Source organism: Pseudomonas sp. PSPC3-2 (assembly GCF_049897085.1).
Lineage (GTDB): Bacteria > Pseudomonadota > Gammaproteobacteria > Pseudomonadales > Pseudomonadaceae > Aquipseudomonas > Aquipseudomonas paraveronii.
Map to the genome: position 1 here is coordinate 174,364 of NZ_JAFCVO010000003.1, position 24,330 is coordinate 198,693.

The 24,330-nt window shown below is 60.9% G+C and carries 23 protein-coding genes; 17 read left to right on the forward strand and 6 right to left on the reverse strand.

Annotation, left to right across the window (positions count from 1 at the left end; genetic code table 11):
* Window positions 1–115 precede the first annotated feature (115 nt).
* The 7 genes from ACP7CJ_RS07505 (at window position 116) to ACP7CJ_RS07535 (ending at window position 5,745) form a co-directional block, all read left to right on the forward strand.
* Window positions 116–754 carry a peroxiredoxin gene (locus ACP7CJ_RS07505; RefSeq protein ID WP_276195354.1) on the forward strand — a complete coding sequence of 213 codons (639 nt, stop codon included), beginning with the start codon at window positions 116–118 and terminating at the stop codon, window positions 752–754.
* A gap of 316 nt (window positions 755–1,070) precedes the next feature.
* The gene (ssuE, locus tag ACP7CJ_RS07510) at window positions 1,071–1,664 is read left to right on the forward strand and encodes an NADPH-dependent FMN reductase (RefSeq protein ID WP_276195353.1); all 594 of its coding nucleotides are present in this window, start codon (window positions 1,071–1,073) and stop codon (window positions 1,662–1,664) included.
* Between the two features lie 93 nt (window positions 1,665–1,757).
* Window positions 1,758–2,726 (forward strand): sulfonate ABC transporter substrate-binding protein, encoded by a 969-nt coding sequence (locus ACP7CJ_RS07515; protein ID WP_276195352.1) that lies wholly within the window; start codon window positions 1,758–1,760, stop codon window positions 2,724–2,726.
* A 25-nt stretch (window positions 2,727–2,751) separates the two neighbouring features.
* Window positions 2,752–3,900, forward strand: coding sequence for an FMNH2-dependent alkanesulfonate monooxygenase (gene ssuD / locus ACP7CJ_RS07520; protein ID WP_247402582.1), 1,149 nt, complete (start codon window positions 2,752–2,754; stop codon window positions 3,898–3,900).
* Window positions 3,901–3,909: 9 nt separating this feature from the next.
* A complete protein-coding gene (gene ssuC, locus ACP7CJ_RS07525) occupies window positions 3,910–4,698 on the forward strand; it encodes an aliphatic sulfonate ABC transporter permease SsuC (protein WP_276195351.1) in 789 nt (262 codons plus the stop codon).
* Window positions 4,695–5,501 (forward strand): aliphatic sulfonates ABC transporter ATP-binding protein, encoded by an 807-nt coding sequence (gene ssuB, locus ACP7CJ_RS07530; protein ID WP_276195349.1) that lies wholly within the window; start codon window positions 4,695–4,697, stop codon window positions 5,499–5,501. The genes ssuC and ssuB overlap by 4 nt, the downstream gene beginning before the upstream one ends.
* Window positions 5,502–5,529: 28 nt before the next feature.
* A complete protein-coding gene (locus ACP7CJ_RS07535) occupies window positions 5,530–5,745 on the forward strand; it encodes a TOBE domain-containing protein (protein ID WP_003213899.1) in 216 nt (71 codons plus the stop codon).
* A 128-nt stretch (window positions 5,746–5,873) separates the two neighbouring features.
* On the opposite strand, the gene ACP7CJ_RS07540 is transcribed toward ACP7CJ_RS07535, so the two are convergent.
* Together ACP7CJ_RS07540 and ACP7CJ_RS07545 are read right to left on the reverse strand one after the other, a co-directional pair.
* On the reverse strand, window positions 5,874–6,515 hold the full coding sequence (locus tag ACP7CJ_RS07540) for a TetR/AcrR family transcriptional regulator (protein ID WP_276195348.1): 642 nt from the start codon (window positions 6,513–6,515) through the stop codon (window positions 5,874–5,876).
* A 261-nt stretch (window positions 6,516–6,776) separates the two neighbouring features.
* Window positions 6,777–8,153, reverse strand: coding sequence for a glutamine synthetase family protein (locus ACP7CJ_RS07545; protein ID WP_247402177.1), 1,377 nt, complete (start codon window positions 8,151–8,153; stop codon window positions 6,777–6,779).
* 278 nt (window positions 8,154–8,431) lie between these two features.
* On the opposite strand from ACP7CJ_RS07545, the gene ACP7CJ_RS07550 reads away from it, so the two are divergent.
* The 8 genes from ACP7CJ_RS07550 to ACP7CJ_RS07585 all read left to right on the forward strand — a co-directional run bounded on the left by ACP7CJ_RS07550 (window position 8,432) and on the right by ACP7CJ_RS07585 (window position 17,214).
* Window positions 8,432–8,734 (forward strand): glutamine amidotransferase, encoded by a 303-nt coding sequence (locus ACP7CJ_RS07550; RefSeq protein WP_276195347.1) that lies wholly within the window; start codon window positions 8,432–8,434, stop codon window positions 8,732–8,734.
* A gap of 88 nt (window positions 8,735–8,822) precedes the next feature.
* The gene (locus ACP7CJ_RS07555) at window positions 8,823–10,181 is read left to right on the forward strand and encodes a glutamine synthetase family protein (protein WP_426099941.1); all 1,359 of its coding nucleotides are present in this window, start codon (window positions 8,823–8,825) and stop codon (window positions 10,179–10,181) included.
* A 58-nt stretch (window positions 10,182–10,239) separates the two neighbouring features.
* Window positions 10,240–11,604 (forward strand): aspartate aminotransferase family protein, encoded by a 1,365-nt coding sequence (locus tag ACP7CJ_RS07560; protein ID WP_426099942.1) that lies wholly within the window; start codon window positions 10,240–10,242, stop codon window positions 11,602–11,604.
* A gap of 205 nt (window positions 11,605–11,809) precedes the next feature.
* Window positions 11,810–12,904, forward strand: coding sequence for a polyamine ABC transporter substrate-binding protein (locus ACP7CJ_RS07565; RefSeq protein WP_276198008.1), 1,095 nt, complete (start codon window positions 11,810–11,812; stop codon window positions 12,902–12,904).
* Between the two features lie 209 nt (window positions 12,905–13,113).
* Entirely contained in the window at window positions 13,114–14,208 is a 1,095-nt protein-coding gene (locus ACP7CJ_RS07570) for a polyamine ABC transporter substrate-binding protein (RefSeq protein WP_426099943.1), read from the forward strand.
* A gap of 65 nt (window positions 14,209–14,273) precedes the next feature.
* Window positions 14,274–15,416: an ABC transporter ATP-binding protein gene (locus tag ACP7CJ_RS07575; RefSeq protein WP_276195345.1), complete on the forward strand. Its 1,143-nt coding sequence runs from the start codon at window positions 14,274–14,276 to the stop codon at window positions 15,414–15,416.
* A complete protein-coding gene (locus ACP7CJ_RS07580; protein WP_426099944.1) occupies window positions 15,413–16,333 on the forward strand; it encodes an ABC transporter permease subunit in 921 nt (306 codons plus the stop codon). Before ACP7CJ_RS07575 ends, ACP7CJ_RS07580 begins: the two co-directional genes overlap by 4 nt.
* The gene (locus tag ACP7CJ_RS07585) at window positions 16,330–17,214 is read left to right on the forward strand and encodes an ABC transporter permease subunit (RefSeq protein WP_247402191.1); all 885 of its coding nucleotides are present in this window, start codon (window positions 16,330–16,332) and stop codon (window positions 17,212–17,214) included. Before ACP7CJ_RS07580 ends, ACP7CJ_RS07585 begins: the two co-directional genes overlap by 4 nt.
* A gap of 147 nt (window positions 17,215–17,361) precedes the next feature.
* On the opposite strand, the gene ACP7CJ_RS07590 is transcribed toward ACP7CJ_RS07585, so the two are convergent.
* Window positions 17,362–18,003 carry an HD domain-containing protein gene (locus tag ACP7CJ_RS07590; RefSeq protein ID WP_276195344.1) on the reverse strand — a complete coding sequence of 214 codons (642 nt, stop codon included), beginning with the start codon at window positions 18,001–18,003 and terminating at the stop codon, window positions 17,362–17,364.
* A gap of 333 nt (window positions 18,004–18,336) precedes the next feature.
* Here ACP7CJ_RS07590 and ACP7CJ_RS07595 point away from each other — a divergent pair, with 333 nt between their 5' ends.
* A complete protein-coding gene (locus ACP7CJ_RS07595) occupies window positions 18,337–19,302 on the forward strand; it encodes a GlxA family transcriptional regulator (protein ID WP_426099945.1) in 966 nt (321 codons plus the stop codon).
* 130 nt (window positions 19,303–19,432) lie between these two features.
* Here ACP7CJ_RS07595 and ACP7CJ_RS07600 read toward each other — a convergent pair whose 3' ends face one another.
* Both ACP7CJ_RS07600 and ACP7CJ_RS07605 read right to left on the reverse strand, forming a co-directional pair.
* On the reverse strand, window positions 19,433–21,787 hold the full coding sequence (locus ACP7CJ_RS07600; RefSeq protein WP_426099946.1) for a penicillin acylase family protein: 2,355 nt from the start codon (window positions 21,785–21,787) through the stop codon (window positions 19,433–19,435).
* 31 nt (window positions 21,788–21,818) lie between these two features.
* A complete protein-coding gene (locus tag ACP7CJ_RS07605) occupies window positions 21,819–22,394 on the reverse strand; it encodes a DUF6436 domain-containing protein (RefSeq protein ID WP_247407550.1) in 576 nt (191 codons plus the stop codon).
* A 112-nt stretch (window positions 22,395–22,506) separates the two neighbouring features.
* On the opposite strand from ACP7CJ_RS07605, the gene ACP7CJ_RS07610 reads away from it, so the two are divergent.
* Window positions 22,507–23,448: an alpha/beta hydrolase gene (locus tag ACP7CJ_RS07610; RefSeq protein ID WP_276195341.1), complete on the forward strand. Its 942-nt coding sequence runs from the start codon at window positions 22,507–22,509 to the stop codon at window positions 23,446–23,448.
* A gap of 105 nt (window positions 23,449–23,553) precedes the next feature.
* Here the strand turns inward: ACP7CJ_RS07610 and ACP7CJ_RS07615 are convergent, their stop codons facing one another.
* The gene (locus tag ACP7CJ_RS07615; RefSeq protein ID WP_426099947.1) at window positions 23,554–24,306 is read right to left on the reverse strand and encodes a DUF2059 domain-containing protein; all 753 of its coding nucleotides are present in this window, start codon (window positions 24,304–24,306) and stop codon (window positions 23,554–23,556) included.
* Window positions 24,307–24,330: the final 24 nt, after the last annotated feature.

Here is a 24,330-nt window from a genome sequence, read left to right on the forward strand (position 1 = left end):
AGTGAACACATTTTTAATATTCCTATATCGTCTAAATAAATCGATATTTATTCTTTTTAAATAATCTGTAATCCATGCACAGTGGGCTCCATAAGCATTCATCAGGAGCCACACCATGAGCCTAAGACTGGGCGACATCGCCCCCGATTTCGAACAAGATTCCAGCGCCGGCAAGATTCGTTTCCACGAGTGGCTGGGCGATAGCTGGGGTGTGCTGTTTTCCCACCCGGCGGACTTCACGCCGGTATGCACCACCGAGCTGGGCTTCACCGCCAAGCTCAAGGACGAATTCGCCAAACGCGGCGTCAAGGCCATCGCCCTGTCGGTAGACCCGGTGGACTCGCACCACAAGTGGATCGAAGACATCAACGAAACCCAGAACACGATCGTCAACTTCCCGATCCTGGCTGACGCCGACCGCAAGGTCTCGGACCTCTACGACCTGATCCACCCGAACGCCAGTGACACCCTCACCGTGCGCTCCTTGTTCGTGATCGACCCGAACAAGAAGATTCGCCTGACCATCACCTACCCGGCGAGCACCGGGCGCAATTTCCACGAAATCCTGCGGGTCATCGACTCGTTGCAACTGACCGATAACTACAAAGTCGCCACGCCCGCCAATTGGCAGGACGGCGATGAAGTGGTGATCGTGCCGTCGCTCAAGGATGAGGAGGAGCTCAAGAAGCGCTTTCCCAAGGGTTATCGAGCGGTGAAGCCGTACCTGCGTCTCACCCCGCAACCCAACCGCTGACACAGGACCCATGTGGGAGGGGGCTTGCTCCCGATGGCGGTGTGTCAGGATTGAATGTGTCGACTGACACACTGCTTTCGGGAGCAAGCCCCCTCCCACAGGTTGACCGCATTTCAAGTCACACATAGCAGGGGTTTTCAGGCCGTTTCGACGGCCTTTTTTTCGCCTGGCGATTGATTGGTTTTATATTCTTTTAAAGAATAAACAAATGAAAAAATAAGATTTATAGATATATAAATCTGCTGATAAGGTTTGTTCCATCTTGGCGCCATCGCCACACAGCGAACCGCCGACACTTGCTAAAGGAATTTCCTACATGCTGGTCGTAACACTTGGAGGCAGTCCCAGCCAGCGTTCCCGCTCCGGGGTCTTGCTGGATAAAACCCGTCAGTGGCTGCAACAGCAGGGCGTGGAAGTGGTGAGTTATCAGATACGCGACTTTCCGGCCGAAGACTTGCTGTATGCGCGTTTCGACAGCCCCAAAGTCATCGACTTGTTGCAACAAGTGGCCAACGCCGATGGCCTGGTGATCGCCACGCCGGTGTACAAGGCCTCGTTCTCGGGCGCGCTGAAAACCGTGCTCGACCTGCTGCCCGAACGCGCCCTGGCCCACAAGGTGGTGTTGCCCATCGCCACCGGCGGCAGCATCGCCCACATGCTGGCGGTGGACTACGCGTTGAAGCCGGTACTGTCGGCGTTGAAAGCCCAGGAATTGCTCCACGGGATCTTTGCCGAAGACAGTCAGATCGCCTACGGCGAAGGCAGTGCCCAGGCGCAACTGGTGCCGATCCTCGAACAACGCTTGAACGAGGCCCTGGAAACCTTTTACGCCGCCATGGCCCGTCGCCCGAAACCGCTGGACCCGCATGTGTTGAATGAACGTTTGTTGAGTGCTCGCTGGAGCATTTAAGCCTTACCGATTCAAGAAGTACTCACCTTACTCAGCCGCCAACGGCCAAGCAGGTGCAGCCAACCCCCCAATCGCATTTTTGGAGAGAGCGCCATGCGCACTGTCATCTTGCGTCGTGGTCTGGTCGCACTGTTTGCTGCGGCTGTGTCCTTCGGCGCCATTGTTCAAGCCCACGCCGCCGAAACCCTGCGGATCGGCTATCAGAAATACGGCACCCTGGTGCTGCTCAAGGCCAAGGGCACCCTGGAAAAGCGCCTGGCCGCCGACGGTGTGCAGGTGCAGTGGACCGAGTTCCCGGGCGGCCCGCAATTGCTCGAAGGCCTGAACGTCGGCTCGATCGACTTCGGCGTCACCGGTGAAACCCCGCCGGTATTCGCCCAGGCCGCCGGCGCCGATCTGCTCTACGTGGCCTACGAGCCGCCGGCACCGACCAGTGAAGCGATCCTGGTGCCGAAAGACTCGCCGATCAAATCGGTGGCCGAGCTCAAGGGCAAGAAAGTCGTGCTCAACAAAGGCTCCAACGTTCACTACCTGCTGGTGCGTGCCCTGGAAGATGCCGGCCTGAAATACACCGACGTGCAGACCGTGTTCCTGCCGCCCGCCGATGCGCGTGCTGCGTTCGAGCGTGGCAGCGTGGACGCCTGGGTCATCTGGGACCCGTATCAGGCCGCCGCCGAGAAACAACTGCAAGCCCGAACCCTGCGTGACGGCACCGGGATTGCCGACAACCATCAGTTCTACCTGGCCACCAAGCCCTACGCCGAAAAACACCCCGAAGTGATCAAGGCGCTGGTGGAAGAAGTGCGCGCGGTGGGCGACTGGTCCAAGGCCAACCCGCAGGAAGTCACCGAACAAGTTGCGCCGCTGCTCGGCCTGCCGGCGGACATCACCCTGACCTCGGTGAAACGCCAGGGCTACGGGGCGCTGTTCCTGACTCCGGCCGTGGTCGCCGCGCAGCAGAAGATTGCCGACAGCTTCTATCAACTCAAATTGATCCCCAAACCCTTGAGCATCAAGGACGTGATCTGGACGCCACCCGCTGCTGTGGCCAAAGCGCCGTAATCCGACTTCTTCAGGAGACAACTCCATGAGCCTCACTATTTTCTGGTTCCTGCCTACCCACGGCGACGGCCATTACCTTGGCACCGCCGAAGGCGCTCGCGCCGTCGATCACGGTTATCTGCAGCAAGTGGCCCAGGCGGCTGACCGCCTCGGCTTCGGCGGGGTGTTGATCCCCACCGGGCGCTCCTGCGAAGACTCGTGGCTGGTGGCCGCTTCGCTGATCCCGGTGACCCAGCGTTTGAAGTTTCTTGTGGCCCTGCGCCCCGGGATCATTTCCCCGACGGTGGCCGCGCGTCAGGCCGCGACCCTCGATCGCCTGTCCGGCGGCCGTGCGCTGTTCAACCTGGTGACCGGCGGTGACCCGGAAGAACTGGCCGGCGACGGTTTGTTCCTCAGTCATGAGGAGCGCTACCAGGCTTCGGTGGAGTTCACCCGCATCTGGCGCCGCGTGCTGGAAGGCGAAACCGTGGATTACGACGGCGAACACATCAGCGTCAAAGGCGCCAAATTGCTTTACCCGCCGATCCAGCAACCGCGTCCGCCGCTGTACTTCGGCGGCTCCTCCGAAGCCGCCCAGGACCTGGCAGCCGAACAGGTAGACATGGTGCTGACCTGGGGCGAGCCACCGGCTGCGGTCGCGGAAAAGATCGAACAGGTACGGGCCAAGGCCGCGAAACTCGGGCGCACTGTGCGCTTCGGCATTCGTCTGCATGTGATCGTGCGCGAAACCAACGATGAAGCCTGGAAAGCCGCCGACAAACTGATCTCGCACCTGGACGACGACACCATCGCCCGCGCCCAGGCCTCCCTGGCGCGTTTTGATTCGGTCGGCCAGCAGCGCATGGCGGCCTTGCATGGCGGCAACCGCGACAACCTCGAAGTCAGCCCCAACCTGTGGGCCGGCGTCGGCCTGGTACGCGGCGGTGCCGGCACCGCGCTGGTGGGCGATGGCCCGACGGTTGCGGCGCGGGTCAAGGAGTACGCGGCGCTGGGCATCGACACGTTTATTTTCTCCGGTTATCCACATCTGGAAGAGTCGTATCGCGTCGCCGAGTTGCTGTTCCCGCACCTGGATATCGAACGTCCCGAGTTGCCGAAAAGCGCTGGGTACGTCAGCCCGTTCGGCGAAATGGTCGCCAACGACATCCTTCCCAAAGCTGCGTCACAGAGCTGAGGCGGCGCCATGAATCTGGAAAAACTGAGCCACCGCGTGGCGCCTTGGGTGCTGCCGGTGTTGCTGTTGGCGGTGTGGCAGTTGTCGGTGTCGGCGGGTTGGTTGTCGACGCGCATTTTGCCGGCGCCGAGTGCGGTGATCGAGGCCGGGGTCAACCTGGTGCGCAGCGGCGAAATCTGGACGCACCTGGCCATCAGCGGCTGGCGTGCGGGCCTGGGCTTTGTGATCGGTGGCAGCATCGGCCTGGCCCTGGGCTTTATCACCGGGTTGTCGACGTGGGGCGAGCGCCTGCTGGACAGCTCGGTGCAGATGATCCGCAACGTGCCGCACCTGGCGCTGATCCCGTTGGTGATCCTGTGGTTCGGCATTGACGAGACCGCGAAAATTTTCCTGGTCGCCCTTGGCACGCTGTTCCCGATCTACCTCAACACGTATCACGGCATCCGCAATATCGACCCGGCGCTGGTGGAAATGGCGCGCAGCTACGGCTTGTCCGGCTTCAGCCTGTTCCGCCAGGTGATCCTGCCGGGCGCGCTGCCGTCGATTCTGGTGGGGGTGCGTTTTGCCCTGGGCTTTATGTGGCTGACGCTGATCGTGGCGGAAACCATCTCGGCCAGTTCCGGCATCGGTTACCTGGCGATGAACGCGCGTGAATTCCTGCAAACCGACGTGGTGGTGCTGGCCATCGTCATGTACGCGGTCCTCGGCAAGCTGGCCGACCTCGCGGCGCGTGGCCTGGAGCGTGTGTGGCTGCGCTGGCATCCGGCCTATCAAGTGAATAAAGGAGGTGCGGCATGACCGCTCAACAACCTCCGCGCCTGCTGAACGGCATTCCGCTGGCGGTGCGCAAGTTGCGCAAGGCCTTTGGGTCGCGGGAAGTGCTCAAGGCCATCGACCTGCACATTCCGGCGGGCCAGTTTGTCGCTGTGGTCGGCCGCAGTGGCTGCGGTAAAAGTACCTTGCTGCGCCTGCTGGCCGGCCTGGACAAAGCCAGTAGCGGTGAGCTGCTGGCCGGCGCCGCGCCGCTGAGCGAGGCGATTGAGGACACGCGATTGATGTTCCAGGAAGCGCGTCTGCTGCCATGGAAAAAGGTCATCGACAACGTCGGCCTCGGCCTCAAGGGCAACTGGCGTCCCAAGGCGCTGGAGGCGCTGGAAGCGGTCGGCCTGGCCGAGCGTGCCAATGAATGGCCGACCGCCTTGTCCGGTGGCCAGAAGCAGCGTGTGGCCCTGGCGCGTGCGCTGATTCACCAGCCGCGTCTGCTGTTGCTCGATGAGCCGTTGGGCGCGCTGGATGCGTTGACCCGCATCGAGATGCAGCAACTGATCGAAAACCTCTGGCAGAAGCACGGTTTCACCGTGTTGCTGGTGACCCACGACGTCAGCGAAGCCGTGGCCATTGCCGACCGGGTGATCCTGATCGAAGACGGCGAAATCGGCCTCGACCTGATCGTCGACCTGCCGCGTCCACGCGCCCGAGGCTCGCATCGCCTGGCGGCGCTGGAAGCACAAGTGCTCAACCGCGTGTTGTCGCTGCCCGGTAGCCCGCCGGAACCCGAACCTGTTTCACCGCTGCCTACGCAATTGCGTTGGGCGCAATAACTCACTTGTCCCCTAAAGGAAAAACGACATGACTATTAAAGCCATCAACGTGCGTAACCAGTTCAAAGGCACCATCAAGGAAATCGTCGAAGGCGACGTGCTCTCGGAAATCGACGTGCAAACCGCGTCCGGCATCGTGACGTCGGTGATCACCACCCGTTCGGTCAAGGAGCTGGAGCTGGTGATCGGCAGCGAGGTGATTGCCTTTGTGAAATCCACCGAGGTGTCGATCGCCAAGTTGTGATCGCTTGAGGCCGCTATCGGGAGCAAGTCGAATCGTCGCAAGCCCCCTCCCACATTTTGATCTGTGAATACATTCAACATGTGGGAGGGGGCTTGCTCCCGATGAGGCCCGGCCCGGAGACGCATCCATCAGGCAGTAACGCCCCGCTTGGGCAAATACGCCGGCAAATACAGCCCCATATACGCATCGAACACCCGCATCCCTTCCTCCGCCATACGCGGCGTGATCAGCCCATGCTGATGCACCGAGCGCGCATACACGCGATCACTCAGCTCCAGCGCTAACGCAAACACATCCATGTCCGCAGGCAAGCTCGGCACTTCAAAGTGCCGGTTGAATACGGCCAGCATCAAGTCACCCAACTCCAGATCGTGCTGGCGGTCCGCCTGATTCACTTCGGTCAAACCGTGCTGGGTCAGGATCAACTGGCGGGCGGCGGCGTCGTTGCTGTAGATGGTGAGCATGCGCTGTTCGACGATGTAAGACAGGTCGCGCCAATACTTGAGCGAATCATGCTCGATGGGCGCCAGGATTGCGGCGCGGAATGCCGCATGGACGTCCGCGGTCAACGCTTCCAGCAGTGCTGGCACACTGGCGAAGAAGTGATACACCGACGACGGCGGAATCTGTGCGCGCTCGGCCACGCTGTAGATCGACAAACCGGCCACGCCTTCGGACGCCAGCAACGTTCGGGCGGCGTCGAGGATCGCGTCGATCCGGGCCTGGCTGCGGGCGCGGGGTTTGCGAGGGGCGGCGGGGCGGGTGGTCATGGAAGTCTCCTACAAGGCAGCGGGCATTGTATGAGCAGGAGCCTGTGTTGTCTGCCAAGCCGCCATCGGGGGCAAGTCGAATCGTCGCACCGCCCCTCCCACACTCGAACCGGTTTCTTCAGGAAAACTCGTTCAACTGTGGGAGGGGCGGTGCGACGATTCGACTTGCTCCCGATAAGGCCAACTCGGTCTACCAAAAGCAACCCATAAAAAAACGCCACAGACCAAAGGCCTGCGACGTTTTTTCAGTGCAACCACCGCTTACACGGTATGCAGGTACCAGTTGTACTCAAGGTCGGAGATGGAGTGTTCGAACTCTTCCAGCTCACTTTCCTTACAGGCGACGAAGATATCGATGTATTTAGGATCGATGTACTTGGCCATCACCTCGCTGTCGTCCAACTCGCGCAGGGCATCGCGCAGGTTGTTCGGTAGGCTTTGTTCGTTCTGCTCGTAGCTGTTGCCTTCCACCGGAGCGCCCGGTTCGATCTTGTTGGTCAGACCGTGGTGTATGCCTGCCAGGACCGAAGCCATCAGCAGGTAGGGGTTGGCATCGGCACCGGCTACGCGGTGTTCGATACGCACGGAGTCAGCCGCGCCGGTCGGTACGCGGATGGCGACGGTGCGGTTGTCCAGGCCCCAGCACGGCGAGTTCGGCACGTAGAACTGTGCGCCGAAACGACGGTAGGAGTTGACGTTAGGGCACAGGAACGCCATTTGGGCGGGTAGGGTCTCCAGCACACCGCCGATCGCGTGACGCAATGCGGCGTTCTGCTCGGGATCCTCGCTGGCAAAAATATTCTTGCCGTCCTTGTCCAGGATCGAAATGTGTACGTGCAAACCGTTGCCTGCCTGGCCTGGGTAAGGCTTGGCCATGAAGGTGGTGTCCATCTCATGGTCGTAGGCGATGTTCTTGATCAGGCGCTTGAGCAGTACCGCGTAGTCGCAGGCCTTGATCGGGTCGGCCACGTGGTGCAGGTTCACTTCGAACTGCGCCGGGGCACTTTCCTTGACGATGGCGTCAGCCGGGATGCCTTGCTCTTTGGCACCTTCCAGGATGTCCTGGAGGCAGTCGACGTATTCGTCGAGGTCGTCGATCAGGTAGACCTGTGTCGAGTGCGGACGTTTGCCGGAGATCGGCGAGCGGGGCGGTTGTGGGCGGCCGTTCACGTTCTCCTGGTCGATCAGGTAGAACTCAAGCTCGAAGGCAGCGCAGATGGTCAGACCGAGTTCGTCGAATTTGCTCACAACTTGTCGGAGCACTTCGCGCGGATCGGCGAAGAAAGGTTCACCTTCAATTTCGTGCATGGTCATCAGCAGTTGCGCGGTAGGGCGCTTTTGCCAAGGTTCATTGCACAGGGTGTCGGGGATTGGATAACAGATTCGGTCAGCATCACCGATGTCCAGACCCAGGCCGGTGCTTTCCACCGTTGAGCCGTTGATATCCAGGGCAAATAAAGAGGCAGGCAGGTTAATGCCTTTCTCGTAAACCTTGTGGAGGCTGGTGCGTTCGATGCGCTTACCGCGCACCACACCATTCATATCCGCAATTAGAAGGTCTACGTACAGAACCTCAGGATGATCCTTAAGGAACGCGTTCGCTTCGTTAAGCTGAACGGCACGCGGGGGTACCGACATGATGCAACACCTTTGTTGTTAAAAATATCAATCATTGATCTTTTCTGGTTTCAGTCAACCCGAACCGCATGCCGAAGTCAAGCGAGGCCTTTTTTGCCCCAAAAAAGCGCCTAGTGGGCTTTTTTGGGGCTTTTTGGGGCGGTTTTGTCGGTTTGACCGGCTCGGGACTAGCAGGCTTGAGCGGGCCGTGTTGTATTTTTTACGGGGGTGTTGTGTAAAAAAATGAACAAGGCTAAGCTCGATTAAAACCCATAACAGCAATAATACCGGGGTGCTTCATGTCTGGCCTGCCGATAATCGGCATCACCACCTGCTCGAAACAGGTCGGTCTGCATGCTTTTCACAGCTATCTCGAATGTTGCGAACGCGCATTCCCGTCGACGATTCAATCCCCGATAAATTCCCTCGATCCGGTCATTATTCTTGACGGCCAGGATGCTGTTCGCGTTACCCGTTCATTTTTTTACACCCGCCCTTTCCATGACGCCGATCCGGCCTTTTTTGCGGTTGCCGCTCATTATCCTGCACGGGAGGCAAGCCTTTTGCTTAAGGAGTGCAACGGCACCCCAAATGGCGGTTAAGCTCCCACTCTGATGAACCAGCGACGCCGATGCGTCAACCAAAGCCTGACCTTTAATGGACGTCAGGAAACCCAGCCCAGAGGCATTTATGAGTAACAACCTCGACCAGCTCACCGATTGGTTGAAAGACCACAAGATCACAGAAGTCGAATGCATGATTGGCGACCTCACCGGCATCACCCGGGGCAAGATCTCGCCGACCAACAAGTTCATCGCCGAGAAAGGCATGCGCCTGCCCGAGAGCGTTCTGTTGCAGACCGTGACCGGCGACTATGTCGAAGACGACATCTATTACGAATTGCTCGACCCGGCCGACATCGACATGATCTGCCGCCCCGACCAGAACGCGGTGTTCCTGGTGCCGTGGGCCATCGAGCCCACCGCCCAGGTGATCCACGACACCTACGACAAGCAAGGCAACCCGATCGAGCTGTCGCCGCGCAACGTGCTCAAGAAAGTCCTCAAGCTCTACGCCGACAAAGGCTGGCAGCCCATCGTGGCGCCGGAGATGGAGTTCTACCTGACCAAACGCTGCGAAGACCCGGACTTCCCGCTGCAACCGCCGATTGGCCGTTCCGGCCGTCCGGAAACCGGCCGGCAGTCCTTCTCTATAGAAGCGGCTAACGAATTCGACCCGCTGTTCGAAGATGTCTACGACTGGTGCGAACTGCAGGAGCTGGACCTCGACACCCTGATCCACGAGGACGGCACGGCGCAGATGGAAATCAACTTCCGTCACGGCGACGCCCTGTCCCTGGCCGACCAGATCCTGGTGTTCAAGCGCACCATGCGTGAAGCCGCGCTCAAGCACAACGTGGCCGCCACCTTCATGGCCAAGCCGATGACCGGCGAGCCCGGCAGCGCGATGCACCTGCACCAGAGCATCATCGACCTCGCCACCGGCAAGAACGTCTTCTCCAATGAAGACGGGACCATGAGCCAACTGTTCCTCAACCACATTGGCGGACTGCAGAAATTCATCCCGGAATTGCTGCCGCTGTTTGCCCCCAACGTGAACTCGTTCCGCCGCTTCCTGCCGGACACTTCCGCGCCGGTGAACGTGGAATGGGGCGAAGAAAACCGTACCGTCGGTCTGCGCGTACCGGATGCCGGCCCGCAGAACCGTCGTGTGGAAAACCGCCTGCCCGGCGCTGACGCCAACCCGTACCTGGCGATTGCCGCCAGCCTGTTGTGCGGCTACATCGGCATGGTCGAAGGGCATAACCCGAGCGCGCCGGTCGTCGGCCGTGGTTACGAACGGCGCAACCTGCGCCTGCCGTTGACCATCGAAGACGCCCTGGAACGCATGGAAAACAGCAAGACCGTCGAGAAATACCTGGGTCACAAATTCATCACGGGCTACGTCGCGGTCAAGCGGGCCGAGCATGAAAACTTCAAGCGCGTGATCAGTTCTTGGGAGCGGGAATTTCTGCTCTTTGCCGTCTGATGCGCCGGGCGCGCCCTTTAAACGGTGCGCCCTTCACTGAAAAGTCTAGGAGATTGGTATGTCCAGCAACAACCCGCAAACCCGTGAATGGCAAGCCTTGAGCAATGATCACCACCTGGCGCCGTTCAGCGACTTCAAACAGCTGAAAGAGAAAGGCCCGCGGATCATCACTAAAGCCCGCGGCGTTTACCTGTGGGACAGCGAAGGCAACAAGATCCTCGACGGCATGGCCGGCCTGTGGTGCGTGGCGATCGGTTACGGTCGCGATGAACTGGCTGATGCCGCCGCCAAGCAGATGAAAGAACTGCCGTACTACAACCTGTTCTTCCAGACCGCCCACCCGCCGGTGCTGGAACTGGCCAAGGCGATCTCCGACGTCGCACCGGCCGGCATGAACCACGTGTTCTTCACCGGCTCCGGCTCCGAAGGCAACGACACCATGCTGCGCATGGTCCGCCACTACTGGGCGATCAAGGGCCAGCCGAACAAGAAAATCATCATCAGCCGCAAGAATGGCTACCACGGCTCCACCGTGGCCGGCGCCAGCCTCGGCGGCATGACCTATATGCATGAACAGGGCGACTTGCCGATCCCGGGTATCGTCCACATCGCCCAGCCTTACTGGTTTGGCGAAGGCGGCGACATGAGCCCCGAAGAGTTCGGTGTGTGGGCCGCCAACCAGCTCGAAGAGAAGATCCTGGAACTGGGCGTGGACAACGTCGGTGCCTTTATTGCCGAGCCGATCCAGGGCGCCGGTGGCGTGATCGTGCCGCCTGACAGCTACTGGCCGCGCATCAAGGAAATCCTCGCCAAGTACGACATCCTGTTTGTCGCCGATGAGGTGATCTGCGGTTTCGGCCGTACCGGCGAGTGGTTCGGCAGCGATTTCTACGACCTCAAGCCCGACATGATGACCATCGCCAAGGGCCTGACCTCGGGTTACATCCCGATGGGTGGCCTGATCGTGCGCGACGAGGTGGTTGCGGTGCTGAATGAAGGCGGCGATTTCAACCACGGCTTCACCTATTCCGGTCACCCGGTGGCAGCAGCGGTGGCTCTGGAAAACATCCGTATCATGCGCGATGAGCAAATTATTAAGCGTGTGCATGACGAAACGGCACCCTATTTGCAGAAACGTCTAAGGGAGCTGGCTGATCATCCCTTGGTGGGTGAAGTACGCGGTGTTGGCATGCTCGGTGCAATTGAACTGGTTCAGGACAAAGCGACGCGCAAGCGTTACGAAGGCCGTGGCGTTGGCATGATTTGCCGAACCTTCTGCTTCGAGAATGGCCTGATCATGCGCGCCGTGGGGGACACCATGATCATTTCGCCGCCGCTGGTGATCAGCAAGACCGAAATTGACGAGCTGGTGACCAAGGCTCGTCGTTGCCTGGACCTGACTTTGGCGGCATTGCAGGGCTAGGTGCTAGGCTCAGAACGCAGTCGCTCTTGGGCGCTGCGTTCGGGCAGTTACAAAAGAGCGGGTTGGTTGAAGCCAGCCCCCTAACTTGCCAGATTGTTGTCCTGTTTTGCTGCCCTTCGACGGGCTGCCAAACAGCTATATATCGATGAAGTATGTTGCGGTCCAAAAAAGAAAATCGGAGCATCACCAAATGAAGGCATTAGGTTTGAAGAACGCTGGCAAGACCCTCCTCGCGTTGTCCCTGATGGGCGCAATGGCGGGCGCGGCCCAGGCAGGCGATAAAGTGCTGCACGTCTACAACTGGTCCGACTATATTGCTCCGGACACCATCGCCAACTTTGAAAAAGAGTCGGGCATTAAAGTGGTGTACGACGTATTCGACAGCAACGAGACCCTCGAAGCCAAGTTGCTGGCAGGCAAGTCCGGTTACGACATCGTTGTACCGTCGAACAACTTCCTCGCCAAGCAGATCAAGGCCGGCGTCTACCAGGAGCTGGACAAGTCCAAGCTGTCCAACTACGAAAACCTGAACACGTCCCTGCTCAAGGCCGTGTCGATCAGCGACCCGGACAACAAACACGCGTTCCCCTACATGTGGGGTTCGATCGGCATCGGTTACAACCCGGAGAAGGTCAAGGCCGCGCTGGGCGTCGACAAGATCGACTCGTGGGACATCCTGCTCAAGCCGGAAAACATCGCCAAGCTCAAGAGCTGCGGCGTGAGCTTCCTCGATTCGCCAACCGAAATGTTGCCGATCGCGCTGCATTACCTGGGCCTGCCGACCGACAGCCAGAAGAAGGCTGACCTCAAGCAAGCCGAAGACCTGTTTCTGAAGATCCGTCCTTCGATCGGCTACTTCCACTCGTCCAAGTACATCTCCGACCTGGCCAACGGCAACATCTGCGTAGCCGTGGGTTACTCGGGTGACATCCAGCAGGCCAAGTCCCGCGCGGCTGAAGCCGGTGGCAAGGTCAAAGTGGCGTATGACATTCCGAAGGAAGGCGCCGGTAGTTTCTATGACATGGTCGCCATCCCTAAAGATGCCGAAAACGTCGAAGCCGCCTACAAGTTCATGAACTACCTGCTCGAGCCGAAAGTCATGGCTGCGATCACCAACAGCGTGCGTTTCCCGAACGGTAACGAGAAAGCCACCGCATTGGTCGACAAAGACATCACCAGCGACCCAGGCATCTACCCGCCAGCGGATGTGCAAGCCAAGCTGTATGCCATTGCCGACTTGCCGGCGGCGACTCAGCGTGAAATGACACGCAGCTGGACCAAAATCAAATCGGGCAAATAAGCCTTAAAACCTGTGGGAGCGGGCTTGCTCGCGAAGGCGGAGTGTCAGTCGCCGATGTTCTCGGATGGTACGCCGCCATCGGGAGCAAGCCCCCTCCCACACATTAAATGACATAAAGTTTTGCCGGATCGGTTTATCGAGGGTAAGTTGCGCGCCGGTTTTGTTGCCGGGCAACAACTTTGGGCCCAACTATTTAAGAGGACCTCCACTTGCCATTTTCTTTATTTCGCCAAGCCTTGCTGGTAGGTGCAGGTATCACGCTGGCCGTCAGCGTGCAGGCCGCATCGACTGTGCATGTTTATAACTGGTCGGACTACATCGGCCCCGACACCCTGGCCAACTTTGAAAAGGCCTCCGGTATCAAGCCGGTGTATGACGTGTTTGATTCCAACGAAACCCTGGAAGGCAAGTTGCTGGCCGGGCGTACCGGTTACGACGTGGTGGTGCCGTCCAATCACTTCCTCGGCAAACAGATCAAGGCCGGGGCGTTCCAGAAGCTCGACAAGTCGTTGCTGACCCACTACGCCAACCTCGACCCGGCGCTGCTCAAGCGTCTGGAAAAGAACGACCCGGGCAACCAATACGCGGTGCCGTACCTGTGGGGCACCAACGGCATCGGTTACAACGTCGATAAAGTCAAAGAAGTGCTGGGCGTCGACAAGATCGACTCCTGGGCCGTGCTGTTCGAGCCGGAAAACATGAAGAAGCTGGCGAAGTGCGGCGTGTCCTTCATGGACTCGGCAGATGAAATGCTGCCGGCGGTGCTCAACTACATGGGCCTGAACCCCAACAGTGAGAATCCCGAAGACTACAAGAAGGCCGAAGCGAAACTGCTGAAAGTGCGGCCTTATGTGACCTACTTCCATTCTTCCAAATACATCTCCGACCTGGCCAACGGCAACATCTGCGTGGCGGCCGGGTTCTCCGGCGATGTGTTCCAGGCCAAGGCTCGCGCAAGCGAAGCGGGCAAGGGCGTGAATATCGCCTACGCGATTCCGAAAGAAGGCGGCAACCTGTGGTTTGACGTGCTGGCGATCCCCAAGGACGCGACCAACGTCAAAGAGGCCCACGCCTTCATCAACTATTTACTGCAACCTGAGGTTATCGCTCAGGTCAGTGATTACGTCGGTTATGCCAACCCTAACCCAGGGGCGGACACACTGATGGAACAATCGATACGCACCGACGAAGCGGTTTACCCACCGCAGGCGGTTCTCGACCGGACATTTGTCAACGTCGAGCTACCCCCGAACGTGCAGCGTTTGATGACCCGTAGCTGGACCAAGGTCAAGACGGGCAAGTAAGGCTCAAATTATCCTGGGTTCGCCCGCCTCGGGCGAACTGCATTTTTTTTTCGGGAGTTTCGTAAATGGCAGTTGCCTCCGGCGCCTATAAGAAAGCCCTCGAGGGCGACCAGACACCGAAAAAGGTGCTGGTCAAAATCGACCGGGTCACGAAGAAGTTCGACGAGACGATTGCGGTGGACGATGTGTCCCTGGAAATCAAGAAAGGCGAGATCTTCGCCTTGCTCGGCGGTTCGGGTTCGGGCAAATCCACCTTGTTGCGTATGCTCGCAGGTTTTGAGCGCCCAACCGAGGGTCGCATCTACCTCGACGGTGTGGACATCACCGACATGCCGCCCTACGAGCGGCCGATCAACATGATGTTCCAGTCCTACGCCCTGTTCCCGCACATGACTGTGGCGCAGAACATCGCGTTTGGTCTGCAGCAGGACAAGATTCCCAAGTCCGAAGTCGACGCCCGCGTGACCGAGATGCTCAAACTGGTGCAGATGAGCCAGTACGCCAAGCGCAAGCCGCACCAGTTGTCCGGCGGCCAGCGTCAGCGTGTGGCCCTGGCCCGTTCCCTGGCCAAGCGCCCAAAACTGTTGCTGCTCGATGAGCCGATGGGTGCCCTCGACAAGAAACTGCGTTCGCAGATGCAACTGGAACTGGTGGAAATCATCGAGCGCGTCGGCGTGACCTGCGTCATGGTGACCCACGACCAGGAAGAGGCCATGACCATGGCCGAGCGCATCGCGATCATGCACCTGGGCTGGATCGCGCAGATCGGCAGCCCGGTCGACATCTACGAGACGCCGACCAGCCGGCTTGTGTGCGAGTTCATCGGCAACGTCAACATCTTCGACACCCAGGTGGTCGACGACGCCGAAGGCCACGCGGTGCTCCAGTGCCCGGACCTGGACCGTGACATCTATGTGGGCTACGGCATCGCCACTGCGGTGGAAGACAAGTCGGTGACCTACGCCATTCGCCCGGAAAAACTGCTGGTCACCACTGAAATGCCGACCTGCGAGCACAACTGGTCCAGCGGCAAGGTCCACGACATCGCCTACCTCGGCGGGCACTCGGTGTTCTACGTGGAGTTGCCGAGCGGCAAGCTGGTGCAGTCCTTCGTCGCCAACGCCGAACGCCGTGGCCAGCGGCCGACCTGGGGTGACCAGGTCTACGTGTGGTGGGAAGACGACAGCGGCGTGGTACTTCGCTCATGAACATGAAGAAATTCAAGCGGCGCTTGCACCGCATAATCCCCAGTGGCAAGCAGGTGGTCATCGGGATTCCCTTCCTGTGGCTGTTCCTGTTTTTCGCGCTGCCGTTTTTCATTGTCCTGAAAATCAGCTTTGCCGAAGCCGATGTGGCGATTCCGCCCTACACCGAGATCTACACCTACGTTGAGCAGAAGCTGCAACTGGTGCTCAACCTCGCCAACTACAGCTTGCTGGCGGGCGACGAGTTGTACATCGCCGCGTACCTGGGTTCGCTGAAGATGGCGTTCTTTAGCACCTTGCTGTGCCTGCTGATCGGTTACCCGATGGCCTACGCTATTGCCACCGCGCGCAAAGAGATGCAGACCGTGCTGGTGCTGCTGATCATGATGCCGACCTGGACCGCGATCCTGATCCGCGTGTATGCGTGGATGGGCATCCTTAGCAACAATGGTTTGCTCAATAGCTTCCTGATGTCCATTGGGCTGATAAACGAACCGATTCAAATCCTCAACACCAATATCGCGGTGTATATCGGCGTGGTCTATTCGTACCTGCCGTTCATGATCCTGCCGCTGTACGCCAACCTGGTGAAGCACGACCAGAGCCTGCTGGAAGCTGCCTCGGACCTCGGTTCGAGCACCTTCAACAGCTTCTGGAAGATCACCGTGCCGCTGTCCAAGAACGGCATCATCGCCGGTTGCATGCTGGTGTTTATCCCGGTAGTCGGCGAGTTCGTGATCCCGGAACTGCTCGGCGGCCCGGAAACCCTGATGATCGGTAAAGTGTTGTGGCAAGAATTCTTCAACAACCGTGACTGGCCGGTGGCTTCCGCCCTGGCGGTGGTGATGCTGGCGATCCTGATCGTGCCGATCATCCTGTTCAACCGCAGCCAAGCCAAAGAGATGGAGGGCAAGATATGAAGCGCGTCAGTTTCTCAAGCTTCATGCTGGTGGCGGGGTTGTTGTTCATCTACCTGCCGATGCTGATCCTGGTGATCTATTCGTTCAACGAATCCAAGCTGGTGACGGTGTGGGGCGGTTGGTCGATCAAGTGGTACGTGGGCCTGTTGGACAACACCCAATTGATGGGCTCGGTGGCACGCTCGCTGGAAATCGCTTGCTACACGGCCATCGCGGCCGTGGCACTGGGTACGCTGGCGGCGTTCGTGCTGACGCGCATCAGCCAGTTCAAGGGCCGCACGCTGTTTGGCGGCCTGGTGACCGCGCCGCTGGTCATGCCGGAAGTGATCACCGGTCTGTCGTTGTTGCTGCTGTTCGTGGCCATGGCGCAGATGATCGGTTGGCCCCAGGAACGTGGCATCGTCACCATCTGGATCGCCCACACCACGTTCTGTGCGGCGTATGTGGCGGTGGTGGTGTCGGCGCGTTTGCGTGAGCTGGACCTGTCGATCGAAGAAGCGGCGATGGACTTGGGTGCGCGGCCGTGGAAGGTGTTCTTCCTGATCACCATCCCGATGATCGCGCCGTCGTTGGCGGCGGGTGGGATGATGTCCTTCGCGCTGTCGCTCGATGACCTGGTACTCGCCAGCTTCGTCTCCGGCCCGGGCTCGACCACCTTGCCGATGGAAGTCTTCTCGGCCGTGCGCCTTGGGGTTAAACCCGAGATCAACGCCGTGGCCAGCCTGATTTTGCTGGCGGTATCGCTGGTGACCTTCCTGGTGTGGTTCTTCAGCCGTCGTGCCGAAGACCTGCGCAAGAAAGCCATCCAGCAAGCGATCGAAGAAGCCGCCGCCGATGGCTGGCAGCAGCCGGACAAGCGTCGGGCGCCCGCGCCGGTCTAACGGCCTGCGCCGGGTTAAAAATGTGGGAGGGGGCTTGCCCCCGATGGCGGTGGATCTGTCACAGCTTCAGTGACTGACACTCTGCTATCGGGGGCAAGTCGAATCGTCGCACCGCCCCTCCCACATTTGGACCGCATTCCAGGTTGATTACGCAGCCCACGGCGACTGGCGAATCACCTCGACAAAGTTCATCGGCTTGAACCCCGGCTCCTGATCCACCAGCACATCGGTCTTCACGTTGCCAAACGTGGTCTGCGGGCGATGGCGCAAGCCGTCGGCGAAGGCGCAGATGATGCACTCCTTGAACCCTTCACCGCGTGGATGCGCATGCACCACGGCTTCGCGCTGCACGGGGGTAAACGCGGCGTAGTCCATGCCCAGCACGTCCATCTCGACGCCGGCGGTGACCAGCGCCACGGTCGGGCGCAGATGTTGCGGCACACCCGGCGTCGTGTGCAGTGCGATGGACAGCCACACCTGCTCGATATCGTCATCGCTCAGCCCATACGGCGTGAGGAAGTCCGCCGCTGCGTTGGCACCGTCGACTTCGAAACGCTGGTCATCGCTGCGATGGCCTTGCACCAGGCCCAGGTCATGGAACATCGCGCCGACGTACAGCAACTCCGGGTTGTAGGCCAGTTGCTTGCGCTCACCGCTCAACGCGCCAAACAGAAACACCCGGCGCGAGTGGTGGTAGAGCAGGTCGGACTCGACGTCGCGGATATAGTCGGTGGTGGCCTTGGCCAGGGCGCTGTCCGGGATCTTGATGCCGGCGATGGTGGTGCTCATGGTCGTTCTCCGCAAGAAAGCGCCGGGGTGGCGCCGAGGAAGCCAGTCTGGTCGTGCGCCTGGGAAGGGGCTATCGCAACGAGGGTGCGATGTCGGCCAATGTGCCGCTACATCGTGCCAAGTGAAAATCGGCTAGGGTGTAGCAGGTAATATCACCCTCCAAGCCTGCGAAAATCCAAAGGTGGGAGGGGCGGTACGACGATTCGACTTGCCCCCGAGGGCGGCGGATCAGTCACTGCTTCAGTGACTGACACTCTGCTATCGGCGGCAAGTCGCACCGCCCCTCCCACAGGGGTTCTGTGTTTATCCAGTTAGGTAAAGGTGTGCCTGTTCATGAGCAAAACTGTCGCCATCCTGATCTTCCCCGGCGTCCAGTCACTGGACGTGACCGGGCCGATGGATGTGTTCTGCGAGGCGAACCGTTTTCTCGCGCCTGAAGATCACTACCAACTGGAAGTGATCGGTATCGGCCACGGCACGATGGCGGCCTCCAACGGCTTGTCGTTGCAAGCTCATCGGCATTACCGCGAAGCCCTGCAAGCCTATGACCTGCTGCTGGTGGCGGGTGGCCCGCAGCTGCCGTTCGAGGATTTCGGCCCCGACTTCGATGACTGGCTACGCAGTGCCGCCGCCAGGGCGCGGCGCTTCGGCTCGATCTGCAACGGCGCCTTCATACTCGCTCGCGCCGGTTTGCTCGACGCCCGCACGGTCACCACGCACTGGGGCGATGCCGCCGACCTGGCGCGCCTGTGCCCGACCACTCGGGTCGAGGCCGACCGCCTCTACGTGCAGGACGGCAACCTCTACACCTCGGCCGGGGTCACGGCGGGTATCGACCTGTCGCTGTACCTGCTGGCCCAGGACCACGGGCCCGAAGTGGCGCTGAGCGTGGCCAAGCGCCTGGTGGTGTTCACCCAGCGCTCCGGCGGGCAGTCGCAGTTCAGTCCGTTCCTCACGCCCCACGCCGAAGCCACCTCGGCGGTGGCGCTGGTGCAGTTGTATGTGCTGGCCAACCTGACCGGCGATTTGACCATTGCGGACCTGGCCAAGGCCGCCAATATGAGTGCGCGCAACTTCTCCCGGGTGTTCGCCCGTGAAGCGCGGATCACCCCGGCGGAGTTTGTCGAGCGGGCGCGGGTGGACGCGGCGCGGGTGATGCTCGAAAGCAGCCACGCGCCGCTCAAGACCGTGGCCTATCAATGCGGGTTTCGCGATGCCCAGCACATGCGCAGTGTGTTCAACCGCCGGCTGGGGGTGACGCCACAACAGTTCCGGCTCAACTTCGCGCCGCCGGTGTAGGCACAACACCGCAGATCCAAGGTGGGAGGGGGCTTGCCCCCGATAGCGGTGGTTCAGTCATATATGCATCGACTGACACACAGCTATCGGGAGCAAACCCCCTCCCACATTTTGATCGATTTCCAAGCGATCAGCGTGCTGGCAGCAACTTCAGCGTGCCGCGCGTATTAGCCGTGACTTCCTCATCGCTGAAATGCGCCTGCTCATAGCCACCCTCGATATACGTCTCCGCCTGGTCCCCATAGTGCTTGTCGAACGGCACACCGCTTTGCCCCACCGGGTTGATGGTCAGCGCGTGGGGCACGTCGGCGAAGTCGATCAGGCGCCGTGTCGACGGGCCGTAGGTCACCGGCCATGGCGCCGGGCCGATATTGGCCGACTGGTTGTTCGGCACTTCGTGGGTGCCGGGCGCGGGGAAGGGGCCGACGTTGACGATCAGGTCCAACGGTTTCTGCGAGCCCAGCGGGTGGCCGTGGGTCAGCGTATGGGCCTTGCCCCACTGCCATTGGCCCGGGTCATCGCCGAGGGTGGCCTTGAGGTGTGCGAGGCTGTTGTCCCAGGCGAGCTTGACGGTGTCGGCGCGCTTGCCGTTCCACCAGGGTGAGTCCGGGGTTGCGGCCAGGCGTGGCAACGCGGCGTCGATCACCCGCGTGCTGAGCAGCGTCTTGAACATGCCGTCGCCCAGTTTCGGGTGGAAGGTCGCGTCGGCAAGGTTGAACAGGAACTGGTTGAACAGCGTGGCGCTGGTGGAGTCCAGCGGGTAATCGCCTTTCCAGGCCGCCAGTTGTTCCACCAGTTGCAATTGCGCCGGGTCCTTGACCACCTCGCGCAGCACCGGCAACAGCGGCGCCAACAGGCGCGGGGCGAAGGCGGTGGTGGTGCCCAGTTGCAGCGCCTGGCTGTTGTTCAATTCCCACTTCACGCTTTTGTCGCTCAACTGCGCATTCAACTGCTGGCCGCGGTCGGCCAGGTTGTAATAGCCGGGGATTTCCATGCCGCTGGGCGACACCGGCTGCGCATTGGCCGATACCACATAGCCACGCGCCGGGTTTTCTTCCTGGGGGTTGGCGCTGAACGGGTAGAAGCCCAGCTTGTCGGCCTGGGCCGTGCTGCCGTCGAGGATAAACCCGGGGTTGACGCCCGCCGGACGGATCGGCAACTGCGCCGCCGCCCACCAGCCTATATCGCCCTTGGCATTCGCCCACACGATGTTCAGGCCCGGTGCCGAGACCTTGGCTGCTGCGGCGCGGGCCTTGGCCAGGGTGTCGGCGCGGTTGAGCTGGTAGAAACCTTCGAGGATCGGGTTCTGGGTGTCGAGGAACGCCCACCACATGGCGATCGGCGTCTTGCCGGCGTTCTCGCCGAGCACGTCATTGATGATCGGGCCATGGGGCGACTGGCGCAGGGTCAAGGTGACCGGTGCCTGGCCCTTGACCGCGATCTGTTGCTCGCTGCTGCTCATGTCGACCCATTGGCCGTGGTACCAGACCTGGTTGGGGTTTTGCGGATTGACCTTCTCGGCGATCAGGTCGAGGTCGTCGTTCTGGAACATGGTCAGGCTCCAGCCGAAATCCAGGTTGTGCCCCAGGAACGCCACCGGCACCAGCGCGTTGTGATAGCCATACAGTTCAAAGCCCGGCGCCGAGAGCTGCGCCTCGTACCACACCGACGGCACCGAGAAGCGGATATGCGGGTCACCCGCCAGCAACGGCTTGCCGCTCTTGGTGCGGCTGCCGCTGACGGCCCAGGCGTTGCTGCCCTCGAACTGCGGCAAGCCGTTATCGGCCAGGGCCTGTTCACTCAGGGATGCAATGGCGCCGAGGCGTTGCCAGTCGCTGGCGGCCAGGTTGAGCGCGCCCTTGGGTTGCCAGGCGAGGTCGAACACGTTCAGGTAGTCGCTGCCCAACTGGTCGCGTACATACGTCAGCAATGGCTCGGTACGAAACGCGGCAGCAAAGCTGTAGGCCATATACCCGGCGACGCTGATGGTGTCCTCTGCGGTGAACGGCCGCTTCGGGATGCCCAGCACATCGAACTCCATCGGGCTGGCGTGGGTGTCCTGATACTGGTTGATCCCGTCCAGATAGGCTTGCAGGGCCTTCCAGTGCGCCGACTCATGGTCCAGCTGCGCGACATAAGTGGCGGACCGTTCGCGAATGCGCAGGCTGCGGAACAGTTTGTCGGTCTCCAGCAGCTTGGGGCCGAGCACTTCGGCCAATTCGCCGCGAGCCAGGCGCCGCATGATTTCCATCTGGAACAACCGGTCCTGGGCATGCACGTAGCCCAGGGCGCGGTACAGGTCGGTCTCGTTCTCGGCGCGGATATGCGGCACGCCACGGTCGTCGTAGCGCACCGTGACCGAACCTTGCAGGTTCGCCAGCGTCACTGCGCCCTGGCGGGTGGGTTGCTTGCTGTAGACGTACCAGCCGGCGCCGACGGCAACCAGCGCCAGCAGCACCGCGAGAACCTGCAAGACGCGCTTCATGAACATTCCTTACCAAGAGTGGGGCGGCGGGCTACGAACCGGTTGGCCACGAACAATAGCAGCCCACCGCCAGGGTGTGAGTGGCATTCACCGCGCGTCCCGCTTCAAGGGCTTTGAGGATCGGCTCGATAAAGCTGTTGTTGGCGTTGCACGTCAGCCCTTCGCTGTAGGGCCCGAAATACGCAAGCTTGCCTGTGCGGTCCCAGATCGCCACGGCCGGGGTCGCCGGTATTTGATCGGCGCCGGGCAGGCTGCTGAGGATTTTCATCTGGCGCAGGTTGTCGGGCAGTTGGCCGTGGCTGCCGGGCTTTTGCAGGGCGTAGAACTCAACGCCTTGGGGCGCGTAGTGCTCGATCAACTCGCCCAGGTGCTGCTGGTTGCCGACGTTGCACGGGCAGGCCGGGTCCCAGAAATGCACGAGACGGATCGGGCCGGGGCCGGCGAGGTCGTCGGGCAGGCGCAGGGCGTCGCCGGAAAACACCGCCGTGTGTTCGTTGAAGGTGCGCAGGTAGCGTCCCTGGAACCAGTCATACGCGGCCCATAACACGCCGGCGCAGAGCAGCAGCACCAGGCTGGCGAACAGGGTGGTGCGGTAGGGTTGTCGCATTCAGATCAATCCTCGAAGGACGCGTAGCTTGCCATGCTTGCCCCGACAGATGAATATCGCAGCTCGATATTCCTCTGCGCAGCGCGTGAAGCCCCCAAGTCTGGAACCTCTTATGCCCGTTACCTTTGACCCCGATCATCTGCGCGACAGCTTGCGGCCCCTGGTGGATGCGCAGCCGCTCAGCGCCGAGGCGCGGGTCTACCAGCGTTTCTACGGGCTGGACCTGAGCGCGCGCAAGGTGCCGGCGGTGAGCCGTCTTGGCCGCTTCGGGGTCGATGGCTTCGAGGTGGTCGCCCAAGTGTGGTGGCCGCCCGTGCCGGTGGCGACGATGTTTATGTTCCACGGGTTCTACGACCATATGGGGCTGTACCGCCACGTGGTCGACTGGGCGCTGGACCAGGGGTTTGTGGTGATCGCCTGCGACCTGCCGGGGCATGGCTTGTCCAGCGGGGTGCGGGCCAGCATCGATGATTTTGCGGTGTACCAGGACGTGGTGCAGGCGCTGTTCGCCCAGGCCGAATCGCTGCACCTGCCCCGGCCCTGGCACCTGTTCGGGCAAAGCACCGGCGGCGCGGTGGTGGTGGATCACTTGCTCAACCATGGCGTCGACAGCCCGGCCCAGGGTAAGACTTTTCTGCTTTCACCCTTGGTGCGCCCGCGTGGGTGGGGCTGGTCGCAGGTCAGCTATTACCTGCTGCGGCCGTTCGTCAAAGGCATCGCCCGGCGGTTCAGCGAAAACACCAATGACCCGGCCTTCAAGCCGTTCCTCGAAGCCGACCCCTTGCAGCCGCGCCAACTGCCGACCGCCTGGGTCGGGGCACTGGCGCGCTGGATCAAGCAAATCGAAGCCGCACCGCGCAGCCCGCGGCGGCCGCTGATTGTGCAGGGCGAAGAGGATATGACGGTGGATTGGCAGCACAACCTGAAGATGCTGCGGGGCAAGTTCGATCAGCCTGAGGTGTTGATGCTCAAGCGTGGCCGGCATCACTTGGCCAATGAGATTCCCGAGATTCGCAATGAGTACTTCAAGTACCTCACCGACCACCTGAAATAACGCGGTGAAAATGTGGGAGGGGGCTTGCCCCCGATAGCAGGGTGTCAGTCAGCACATCTGATACTGACCCACCGCCATCGGGGGCAAGCCCCCTCCCACATTTTGTTACTGCGCCAGGCTGGAAGTGCTTTGACCGACCGCCAAGCCTGCGCGTACCGCTGCCAGTGCCGCCTGGTAATACGCTTTACCCTGCGGCGACTCGGCAAACGTAGCGAACTCTTCCAGCTCCGGGTCGGACAAATCCCGATAGACGTACAGCAGCGTGTTGTTCAGGTCATTGCCGATCTGTTGCATCAGCCGCTCGCGTTGCCCATCCAACATGCCCTGGGCCTGGCCGCCGCCCAACAGGCCGGGGATCATCTGGCTCAAGCTGTCGGCCGCCACGCCGGCGATCGCCAGGCTGACTTCGGCGCCGGCTTCACGGGCAGGCAGGGCCTGGGCCAGGTGGCCGATGATCAGGCTGCGGGTGGCGTCGGCTTCGATGTGCGGCAGGCCTTGGGCATTTTTTGCCAACTGGTCGCGGCGGGTGGCGAGCAATTCGGCGGCGACAACCTTGCGCCCCAGCGGCGATTGAAAAAACGCCAGGGCTGGCGCTGGGTCCGCCAGGCGCTTGCGCAACTGGGCTTCGGCGCGCCGGTCCATGGCCTGGGCGGCGAAGCGCTTATTGCTGTTGTCGACCAGCGCCTGGTACACCGCCGGCGGCAGGCTATTGCGGTAGCGTTGCTGGGCGGCACTGAGGGCGTCATTGAAATGCGCACGTTGTTCGGCCCAGCCGGCGACCTTGTACAACAGGTCATGGCCGTCTGCCCAGGCGGGCAAAACGCAGAACATCAGCAAGGAAAAAAACAAACGACGCATATGGACTCCTGTCAGTCGGCCACT

Excerpts from the sequence above, each read along its gene's own strand:
- ACP7CJ_RS07595 (WP_426099945.1), top strand. The coding sequence starts at position 18,337 with ATGAGCAAAACTGTCGCCATCCTGATCTTCCCCGGCGTCCAGTCACTG.
- ACP7CJ_RS07600 (WP_426099946.1), bottom strand. The coding sequence starts at position 21,787 with ATGAAGCGCGTCTTGCAGGTTCTCGCGGTGCTGCTGGCGCTGGTTGCC.
- ACP7CJ_RS07580 (WP_426099944.1), top strand. The coding sequence starts at position 15,413 with ATGAACATGAAGAAATTCAAGCGGCGCTTGCACCGCATAATCCCCAGT.
- ACP7CJ_RS07555 (WP_426099941.1), top strand. The coding sequence starts at position 8,823 with ATGAGTAACAACCTCGACCAGCTCACCGATTGGTTGAAAGACCACAAG.
- ssuB (WP_276195349.1), top strand. The coding sequence starts at position 4,695 with ATGACCGCTCAACAACCTCCGCGCCTGCTGAACGGCATTCCGCTGGCG.
- ssuE (WP_276195353.1), top strand. The coding sequence starts at position 1,071 with ATGCTGGTCGTAACACTTGGAGGCAGTCCCAGCCAGCGTTCCCGCTCC.
- ACP7CJ_RS07545 (WP_247402177.1), bottom strand. The coding sequence starts at position 8,153 with ATGTCGGTACCCCCGCGTGCCGTTCAGCTTAACGAAGCGAACGCGTTC.
- ACP7CJ_RS07575 (WP_276195345.1), top strand. The coding sequence starts at position 14,274 with ATGGCAGTTGCCTCCGGCGCCTATAAGAAAGCCCTCGAGGGCGACCAG.
- ACP7CJ_RS07515 (WP_276195352.1), top strand. The coding sequence starts at position 1,758 with ATGCGCACTGTCATCTTGCGTCGTGGTCTGGTCGCACTGTTTGCTGCG.
- ACP7CJ_RS07505 (WP_276195354.1), top strand. The coding sequence starts at position 116 with ATGAGCCTAAGACTGGGCGACATCGCCCCCGATTTCGAACAAGATTCC.
- ACP7CJ_RS07590 (WP_276195344.1), bottom strand. The coding sequence starts at position 18,003 with ATGAGCACCACCATCGCCGGCATCAAGATCCCGGACAGCGCCCTGGCC.
- ACP7CJ_RS07615 (WP_426099947.1), bottom strand. The coding sequence starts at position 24,306 with ATGCGTCGTTTGTTTTTTTCCTTGCTGATGTTCTGCGTTTTGCCCGCC.
- ACP7CJ_RS07610 (WP_276195341.1), top strand. The coding sequence starts at position 22,507 with ATGCCCGTTACCTTTGACCCCGATCATCTGCGCGACAGCTTGCGGCCC.
- ACP7CJ_RS07560 (WP_426099942.1), top strand. The coding sequence starts at position 10,240 with ATGTCCAGCAACAACCCGCAAACCCGTGAATGGCAAGCCTTGAGCAAT.
- ACP7CJ_RS07605 (WP_247407550.1), bottom strand. The coding sequence starts at position 22,394 with ATGCGACAACCCTACCGCACCACCCTGTTCGCCAGCCTGGTGCTGCTG.
- ACP7CJ_RS07550 (WP_276195347.1), top strand. The coding sequence starts at position 8,432 with ATGTCTGGCCTGCCGATAATCGGCATCACCACCTGCTCGAAACAGGTC.
- ssuC (WP_276195351.1), top strand. The coding sequence starts at position 3,910 with ATGAATCTGGAAAAACTGAGCCACCGCGTGGCGCCTTGGGTGCTGCCG.
- ssuD (WP_247402582.1), top strand. The coding sequence starts at position 2,752 with ATGAGCCTCACTATTTTCTGGTTCCTGCCTACCCACGGCGACGGCCAT.
- ACP7CJ_RS07535 (WP_003213899.1), top strand. The coding sequence starts at position 5,530 with ATGACTATTAAAGCCATCAACGTGCGTAACCAGTTCAAAGGCACCATC.
- ACP7CJ_RS07540 (WP_276195348.1), bottom strand. The coding sequence starts at position 6,515 with ATGACCACCCGCCCCGCCGCCCCTCGCAAACCCCGCGCCCGCAGCCAG.
- ACP7CJ_RS07585 (WP_247402191.1), top strand. The coding sequence starts at position 16,330 with ATGAAGCGCGTCAGTTTCTCAAGCTTCATGCTGGTGGCGGGGTTGTTG.